General features: G+C 60.7%; 6 protein-coding genes. 3 read left to right on the top strand and 3 right to left on the bottom strand.

Translation table 11 applies throughout. The features are described 5' to 3' along the window. Positions 1-396: 396 nt before the first annotated feature. Complete coding sequence (locus AB5767_RS06480; protein WP_022095149.1) at positions 397-1,254, bottom strand: class II fructose-bisphosphate aldolase; 858 nt, start codon at positions 1,252-1,254, stop codon at positions 397-399. A 334-nt stretch (positions 1,255-1,588) separates the two neighbouring features. Between AB5767_RS06480 and AB5767_RS06475 the strand changes: the two genes are divergently transcribed. Further along, positions 1,589-2,392 (top strand): DeoR/GlpR family DNA-binding transcription regulator, encoded by an 804-nt coding sequence (locus tag AB5767_RS06475; RefSeq protein ID WP_368132078.1) that lies wholly within the window; start codon positions 1,589-1,591, stop codon positions 2,390-2,392. Positions 2,393-2,456: 64 nt separating this feature from the next. On the opposite strand, the gene AB5767_RS06470 is transcribed toward AB5767_RS06475, so the two are convergent. Further along, on the bottom strand, positions 2,457-3,617 hold the full coding sequence (locus AB5767_RS06470) for an FprA family A-type flavoprotein (protein WP_368132077.1): 1,161 nt from the start codon (positions 3,615-3,617) through the stop codon (positions 2,457-2,459). A gap of 129 nt (positions 3,618-3,746) precedes the next feature. Continuing rightward, entirely contained in the window at positions 3,747-4,733 is a 987-nt protein-coding gene (locus AB5767_RS06465; RefSeq protein WP_368132096.1) for a LacI family DNA-binding transcriptional regulator, read from the bottom strand. Between the two features lie 383 nt (positions 4,734-5,116). Between AB5767_RS06465 and AB5767_RS06460 the strand changes: the two genes are divergently transcribed. Both AB5767_RS06460 and AB5767_RS06455 read left to right on the top strand, forming a co-directional pair. Further along, positions 5,117-6,322: a galactokinase gene (locus AB5767_RS06460; RefSeq protein ID WP_368132076.1), complete on the top strand. Its 1,206-nt coding sequence runs from the start codon at positions 5,117-5,119 to the stop codon at positions 6,320-6,322. After that, a complete protein-coding gene (locus AB5767_RS06455) occupies positions 6,313-7,941 on the top strand; it encodes a UDP-glucose--hexose-1-phosphate uridylyltransferase (protein WP_368132075.1) in 1,629 nt (542 codons plus the stop codon). Before AB5767_RS06460 ends, AB5767_RS06455 begins: the two co-directional genes overlap by 10 nt. Positions 7,942-8,104: the final 163 nt, after the last annotated feature.

Below are 8,104 nucleotides of genomic sequence, written 5' to 3'. Positions count from 1 at the left end.
ACGGGCGACGACCTCGAGTAGGTCAACCTGGGAGGGACGAGGGCTTAGTTCCCCAATCTTTCCGCAGGGGGCAAAAAGCAACGTCTTATTTTTCCGACACTAACGCCACAAGGGCGATCGAGCAGGACGGCTTGGGCGGGTCCCGTACTTAGTTTCCAAAATCATTCCGCAGCGCGAAGGCTTCTTATTATTTTCAGACCTAACGCCACAAGGGCGACGACCTCGAGTAGGTCAACCTGGGAGGGACGAGGGCTTAGTTCCCCAATCTTTCCGCAGGGGGCAAAAAGCCTCGCCGCACGAAGTGCGCAGCGAGGCTTTTTGCGTGCCCGAGGACGATTGGGGAACTAAGTCCTCGTCCCTCCCCGGGATATGTAGCGAGTCGGAGTACCCTTGCTGTTACTCTGCTTTGCCCACAGAGTTGAGGTTGGTCATGCGGATCTTAACCAGCTCGGTGATCTCACGCATGCCCTCCTTGGCCGGCTTCTTGGGGTCGAAGCAGGCGGGGTTCTCGGCCATGTAGGCCATGAAGCCCTTGGTGTAGGCCTGACGCAGCTCGGTGGCGTAGTTAACCTTGCAGATGCCGTTCTTCACAGCCTCGGCAACCTGCTCATCGGGCACACCAGAGGTGCCGTGCAGAACCAGCGGCACGTCGACGGCGTCGCGGATGGCCTTGACCACGGACTGCTCGATGTGCGGATCGCTCGTGTACACACCGTGGCTGGTGCCAACACCAATAGCGAGGGAAGTGCAGCCGGTACGCTCGACGAACTCCTTGGCCTCAGCAGGATCGGTGTAGGGGCTCTCGCCCTCAACCGCGGGACCGTCGTCCTCCTTGCCGCCAACCTTGCCGAGCTCGGCCTCGACGGGCACGCCCATGGCGCGGCCAGCGTCGGCGACGGACTTGGTCAGGGCGATGTTGTCCTCGAAGGACTCGTGCGAACCGTCGATCATGACAGAGGTGTAGCCCGTGCGGAAAGCCTGCATGCAGCGGTCATAGCCATCGCCGTGATCGAGGTGCAGAGCGACGGGCACGGAAGCGCGCTCGGCGGCAGCCTTGACCATGCCGTAGAAGTAATCCAGGCCAGCGGTCTTGATGGTGCCCGGGGTGGTCTGCATGATGACGGGGGACTTGGTCTCCTCGGCAGCGGCCAGAACGGCCATAACAAACTCGAGGTTCTCGACGTTGAAAGCGCCAACAGCGTAGTGGCCGGCCTGAGCGTCCTTGAGCATCTTTTCGGTGGTAACAAGTGCCATGAGCGTTTGCTCCTCTCCCTCGCCCGCATCTGGACATCGGGCGTAGTTGTTCACAAGGCGTTTTACCTTGCGTTTTTCTGCGCTCATTGTATGAAATTCAGCGGCTTTACACGCGCGAGATATTGAGCCCATGCAGGTCAATACAGTCGTTTTTGAAAAGTAAACGGAAGGAATATGAGCCGAGTGGACATGTTCGATATTGAATTTTGGGCGTTCAGCGTCTTTCTTTTATAGAAAAGATAAGTAATCGAAAGGTGTTTTCTTACTCAAAAAGAAAATGAACGAAAATAGACTCAACACAATTCCTACAAATTTAGCCGAGAATGGAGCAAACATGGCCCACGCAACAACCCGATCTTTCGCCGATGAGCGTCGTTCCGCCATCATGGAGATGCTCGAGCATAACGCCTCGGTGCAAGTGGCAGAAATCGCCCAGACCTTTGGCGTGTCCTCCGTTACCGCCCGCGCCGACCTGGACGCGCTCGCCGAGTCCGGCAAGTTGCGCCGCACGCATGGTGGCGCCGTGTCTCTCCAGAAGCGACTGACCGTATCCACCCAGGATCGCCGCATCAACGTCAATGTCGCCGCCAAGCAAGCCATCGCGCAAAGCGCCATCGAGCTCGTCGGCAATGGTGACACCCTGCTCGTCGACTCCGGCACCACCGCTCTCGAGTTTGTCCGGCTCCTCGATCAGCGCGACGGCATCACCGTCATCACGGCCGACATTACCATCGCCGATTATATCGACGAGAGCATGCCCTCGGTCGATGTCGTCATGCTGGGTGGGGCACTACGCAAAGGTCATCGCTATCTGTACGGCCCACTTACCATGCAGGCGCTCCAAATGGTCCACGCCGACCTTGCCGTCATGTGCCCCGGCGCCTTTGTCCCCCGCTGCGGCTTTACGACCGACTTTCCGCAGATGGCCGAGACCAAAGCGGCTATGGTCGGCGCCGCCCGTCAAAGCGTCGCCCTCATGGACGCCAGCAAGGTTAACGGACGTGGCATGTACCGCTTTGCCGAGCTGGCAGATGTCGACACCATCGTGATGGACCGTGACCCCGATCATGCCGTTGCCACCTCAATCGCCGAGATCGTCGACGACGCCCGCCCAAATCTCCTCATCGCTGACGCTTAAACAAAAACCACCACAAAGGTGCCTGTCCCCTTTGTGGTGGTTGAGCGTCAAAAGCGAAATATCGCTACTTGGAAAGCTCGTCGGCGAGGGCCTCGATCTGGGCGCGCGATGCGTCGTTGAGCGAACCCAGGACGGTCACTTTGTTCTGCGCCAGGGTGATGTCCTTCATGCCCTCGAGCTCCTTGGTCATAACCTTGGCAGCAGCGGGCGCCCAAGAGCCGGCCTCGACGAGCGCCACGGTGCGGTTCTGGTAGGCATGCTCGGCGAGCGTATGGATAAAGGTGCTCATGAACGGGAAGATCTCGCCCTGATAGGTAATGGAGGCGAGCACCAGACGGTCGTAGCGGAACGCATCCTCAACGGCCTCGGCCATGTCGTCACGAGCCAGGTCAAAGACGGAGACCTTCTGGCCGCGAGCCTCAAGCGCAGATGCGAGCTCCTCGACGGCAGCCTTCAGATGCCCGTACACACTCGCATAGGCAATCGTGATGCCCTTGTCCTCGGGCTGATAGCTCGACCAGGTGTTGTAGGTGTCGAGGTAATAGCCCAGGTTCTCGCTAAGAACAGGACCGTGAAGCGGACAGATGATCTGGATGTCCAGATCGGCGGCCTTCTTGAGGACGGCCTGCACGAACTTGCCGAACTTACCGACGATGCCAAAGTAGTAACGGCGCGCTTCGCAAGCCCAGCCCTCGGGATCCTCGATGTCGTTGGCGCCAAACTTGCCAAAACCGTCGGCACTAAAAAGCACCTTGTCGGTGGACTCGTAGGAGAAGAGCACCTCGGGCCAGTGAACGTTGGGGGCGCCGATAAAGGTCAGGCTGTGGCCGCCCAGGTCGAGAACGTCGCCCTCTTTGACGACCATCTTACGCTCGGGGAAGTCGGTGCCAAAGTAGTTGACCATCATGCGGAAAGCACCCATGCTGGCAACAATCTGCGCCTGGGGATAGCGCTCCATAAAGGCGGCTATACCGGCGGAGTGATCGGGCTCCATGTGATGGATAACCAGGTAGTCGGGCGTACGTCCATCGAGCGCAACCTCGAGGTTGTCGAGCCACTCGTCGACAAAACCACCGTCGACCGAATCGGCGACGGCGATTTTATCGCCCAAGATAACGTAGCTGTTGTATGCCATACCGTTCTCGGACACGTCGTACTGGCCCTCGAACAGGTCAATGTCGTGATCGTCGACACCGATGTAGCGGATATCCTTGGTGATCTCCATCAGGCAAAGCCTCCTAGATAGACAAAAGAACCCGTCTATCATAACACTCGGCTGCATAGCCACGGCTATCCGCCAGCATCCTTATCGATTGTTATTGAGGCGGAATATACCGCCGTTGACCTGCACAAACTATGCGCGCAGTATCGCCGTGCTATGTCGAATAATGAGCTGGCCGGGAATACGGATGGCAACGGTTTTGCCCGCCGTACCCGCCTCGGGAACCGCATGCTCGAATACCTCGCGTCCGCGCTGATGTAGATCGAATCGCACGGTCGTGAGCTCGTTGTGTGCTACAAAATCATCGAGCGAATCGTCGACGCCCACCACACTTACGTCCTCGGGCACGCGCAGGCCGCTATCACGCAGCGCGGCAATCGCGCCATTTGCCATCTGATCGTTTGCCGCGTAAATCGCCGTCATAGTGCGGTCATGCTCGGCCAGGTACCTGCCGGCCTCGTAGCCGCTGTTGGCAGACCAGTCGCCCTCGAGCGGCTCAGCCGGCTCGATGTGTTTACGCTCGAGTGCATCCTGCCAACCGGCGCGACGAAATTGCTCGTCGACCGAGAACGACGGGCCGCCGATATAGCGAATTTGCTCGTGCCCCAGCTCAAACAGGTGATCCATAAGCAATAGCGAGCAGCCGTAATGGTCGGAGTCGACCGTGGTCACCCGCGGGTGCGCGTACATGGTAACGATGACCGTGCCAATACCCGGCAGTGGATCAAACGTCTCAAAATCGGGCGCCATGCGGCTCATGCCGATGATGATGCCGTCCACGGGCAGCGCGGCCATACGACGCGTGGCCTCGGCAAGCGAAAACTCCTCGGTCTTGGACATCTCGACCAGCGTGATGGCGCAATTATGCTCGCGAGCAGCGCTGGCGATGCCGTCGATCATAGAGAGGTTGCCAAACTTGGTGACATCGTTGACGCACAGGCCGACCGAATGGTAGCGACCGTCGCGCAGCGAGCGACCGGCATAACTCGGACGAAAGCCGAGCTCTTGCATAGCGGCCTGCACGCGCTGGCGCGTCTGTTCGTTAACGTTGGGCAAGCCGTTGGCGACGCGCGAAACCGTCTGCTGCGAAACGCCGGCAGCGCGGGCGACGTCGGCCATGGAGACTGGACGCGTACCTGTATCGTTGGACGGGCGCCTTGCCACAGGATCACCTTCAACCTTGCGAGATCTGAATAGCGTGAATGCCGGCCCAGGCAGAGATGCACCCCGCGCCGAGGCCCGCTATCGTCGGACGCATGTTAACGTACTCTACTTTTTCTATCTGCATCTCTTCTGCTTTATAAGTCCATACGGCAGTACCGTTCACGGCTGTATTTCTACCGATTACCAGATTCTCAAAAAGTGACAAGCGTTGTGTTATGAGTACGTTAACATAGCCCGTAACGTGCGGCATCGTGAACACTTAGTTCATGCCGCTTCAAGTTGTTAACGTACTCATAACGACGCAAAACCCACCCGGGCGCGCCAAGGAAAGGACCCCCATGACCACCCCCGACGAAAAGACATTCGCCACGCTCACCAAGCTGTTCGAGGAGGAGTTTGGCCCCATCGGCGACCGCCAGGTGCTCTACGTGCACGCGCCCGGCCGCTCCGAGATCAGCGGCAACCACACTGACCACGAGGGTGGCCACGTTATCGCCGGCTCGCTCGATGTCGCCGTCGACGGCATCGCCGTGGCAACCGATTCAAACAAGGTTCGCGTTGCCGACGAGGGCTATCCTACGTTTGAGATCACGCTCGACACGCTAGACGTTCAGGAGTCCGAGAAGGGCACGTCCGCGAGCCTCGTCCGCGGCATGGCCCACGAAATCGCTGCTCTGGGCGTTGAGCCCCACGGCTTCGACTTCGCCTTCACCTGCTCTGTCCCCTCGGGCGGCGGCCTTTCCAGCTCCGCTGCTGTCGAGGCGGCATACGGTCGCGCCATGGAGACGCTCTGGGGCGCACCCGCCATCGAGCCCGTCGCGCTCGCCCAGATGAGCCAGCGCACCGAGAACAACTACTATGGCAAGCCCTGCGGCCTGATGGACCAGGCCGCTGTGTGCCTGGGCGGCCTCGCCTACATGGACTTTGAGGACCAGGCTCAGCCTAAAACCCAGAAGCTCGAGCTCAACTTTGAGGATCACGGCTATGCGCTCGTGCTCGTTAAGGTCGGTGCCGATCACGTGGCAGCCACCGACGACTACGCCGCCGTTCCGCGCGAGATGCAAGACGTCGCCGCCGAGTTTGGCAAGGCACGCCTGTGCGAGGTAAACGTGGCGGACTTTGACGCCAAGCTCCCCGAGCTGCGCGCCAAGCTGGGCGACCGTGCCTGCCTGCGCGCCGTTCACTACTGGTACGAGAATGGCCTGGTCGATAAGCGCTGGGCAGCGCTCAACGCCGGCGACATCGATCAGTTCCTGGTCCTGACGCGCGAGTCCGGCGCCAGCTCTGCCATGTACCTGCAGAATGTCGTTGCCAAGCTGGGCTCCGAGCAGCCTTCCATGTATGCCCTGGCGCTGGCCGAGCACGTGCTCGACGGCCGCGGCGCCGTTCGTATCCACGGTGGCGGCTTTGGTGGCACCATCCAGGCCTTCGTGCCGCTCGACCTGGTCGACACCTTCATCGCCAAGATGAACGGCTGGCTGGGCGAAGGCTCTGCCCGTCACTACGCCATCTCTGACAAGGGGGCTTACGCGGCATGGCTGTAATGACTGACGTGCGCGAGGCCGCGCAGAACCTGATCGAGTACGCTATCCACCGATCGATGGTCGGCCAGGACGATCGCATCTGGGCGTACAACACCATTCTCGAGTGCATCGGTGCTACGGGCCCGGCGCTCGACATGGCCTGGGCGCTCCAGGTCGAGAAACTCTCGCTCTTGCACCCCGATACCCTGCCCGACTTTGACCTGGAGGGCACGCTCGCCGCGCTTGCCGAGGCCGCCGTTGCCAACGGCGCCGCCGAGGACACGGCGTCGGGCCGCGACCGCATCGCCATGCGCATCATGGGCGCGCTGATGCCGAGGCCTTCGGTTGTAAACGAGGAGTTCAACGGCCGCATGGGCGTCAACGAGCCCCGCGCCGCGACCGACTGGTTCTACGGTCTGTGCTGCGACGCCGGCTACGTGCGCCGCGCCGCTATCGCGCGCAACATCAAATGGAGCACCCCCACCAACTGGGGTGACCTGGAGATTACCATCAACCTGTCCAAGCCTGAGAAGGACCCGCGCGATATCGCCGCGGCCGGTGTGGCCAAGAACACGGGCGAGAAGTATCCCGCCTGCCAGCTCTGTATCGAAAACGAGGGCTATCCAGGACGCTCCGCAACAGCCGACGGCGGCGCCCACCCCGCCCGTCAGAACCTGCGCGTTATCCCCATTCAGCTCGACGGCGAGCGCTGGGGCTTCCAGTACAGCCCGTACGCATACTTTAACGAGCACTGCATTGCTATGAGCTCCGAGCATCGCCCGATGCACGTCGACCGCAAGGGGCTGACCTGCCTGCTCGACTTTGTGGACCTGTTCCCGCACTACTTTATTGGCTCCAACGCCGACCTGCCCATCGTGGGCGGCTCAATTCTGTCGCACGACCACTTCCAGGGCGGCGCACACGAGTTCCCCATGATGCATGCCGCCGAGGTCTCGCAGTTTAGCATGCCCGGATTTGACCAGGTCAGCGGCACCGTGCTGCAGTGGCCGCTCTCGGTGCTGCGGCTGCGCTCGCATGACCGTGCTCAGCTGCTCGACGCTGCCGAGAAGATTATCCTCGCTTGGCGCGAGTGGACCGATGAGTCGGTTGGCGTCGTCGCGCGCACAGCCGACGGCGTTGCGCACAACACCGTGACGCCCGTCATCCGCCGTGTCGACTCCCGCGGCAATGCTGGCGGCGAGATCTACGAGGCCTACCTGGCGCTTCGCTGCAACATCACGACCGACGAGCATCCGTTGGGCGTTTTCCACCCGCATGCCGAGTATCACCATATTAAAAAGGAAAACATCGGCCTGATCGAGGTCATGGGCCTGGCCATTCTTCCGCCGCGCCTGGTTCCCGAGCTCGGCGCTGTCCGCGAGCATCTGCTGGCAGCCAAGGCCGATGCCAGCTACGACCTTGCCGGTGCGCTCGAGGGCGATGATCTATGCCGCAGCCACGCCGCATGGGCCGAGGATGTCTATGCCCGCCGCGCCGACGAACTTACGGCCGACAACGCCATCGATATCCTGCACGAGGAGGTCGGCGTGGTGTTTGGCCACGTGCTCGACAACGCCGGCGTTTTCAAGTGGGACGAAGCCGGCCGCGCCGCCCAGCAGCGCTTTATCGACTCGTTGTAATGATCCCTTGGGGACGGAGGAAAACGAATCATTTCGTCTTCAAGACAACGGCGCCCGCCGGCAACATCGCCGGCGGGCGCCGTTTTATTAGCTAGTCGTTGGGGACGTTCTTAAATGACTAGTCGTTGGGGACGTTCTTGTTTGACTAGTCATTTAAGAACGT

Source organism: Collinsella aerofaciens (genome assembly GCF_040926265.1).
GTDB lineage: Bacteria > Actinomycetota > Coriobacteriia > Coriobacteriales > Coriobacteriaceae > Collinsella > Collinsella aerofaciens_BB.
Note: the sequence above shows the minus strand (reverse complement) of the source record. Positions and strands in the feature narration are given on the sequence as shown.

Bases quoted from the DNA above. Each gene is read 5' to 3' on its own strand.
- AB5767_RS06470 (WP_368132077.1), bottom strand. From the start codon at position 3,617: ATGGAGATCACCAAGGATATCCGCTACATCGGTGTCGACGATCACGAC.
- AB5767_RS06455 (WP_368132075.1), top strand. From the start codon at position 6,313: ATGGCTGTAATGACTGACGTGCGCGAGGCCGCGCAGAACCTGATCGAG.
- AB5767_RS06465 (WP_368132096.1), bottom strand. From the start codon at position 4,733: ATGGCCGACGTCGCCCGCGCTGCCGGCGTTTCGCAGCAGACGGTTTCG.
- AB5767_RS06460 (WP_368132076.1), top strand. From the start codon at position 5,117: ATGACCACCCCCGACGAAAAGACATTCGCCACGCTCACCAAGCTGTTC.
- AB5767_RS06475 (WP_368132078.1), top strand. From the start codon at position 1,589: ATGGCCCACGCAACAACCCGATCTTTCGCCGATGAGCGTCGTTCCGCC.
- AB5767_RS06480 (WP_022095149.1), bottom strand. From the start codon at position 1,254: ATGGCACTTGTTACCACCGAAAAGATGCTCAAGGACGCTCAGGCCGGC.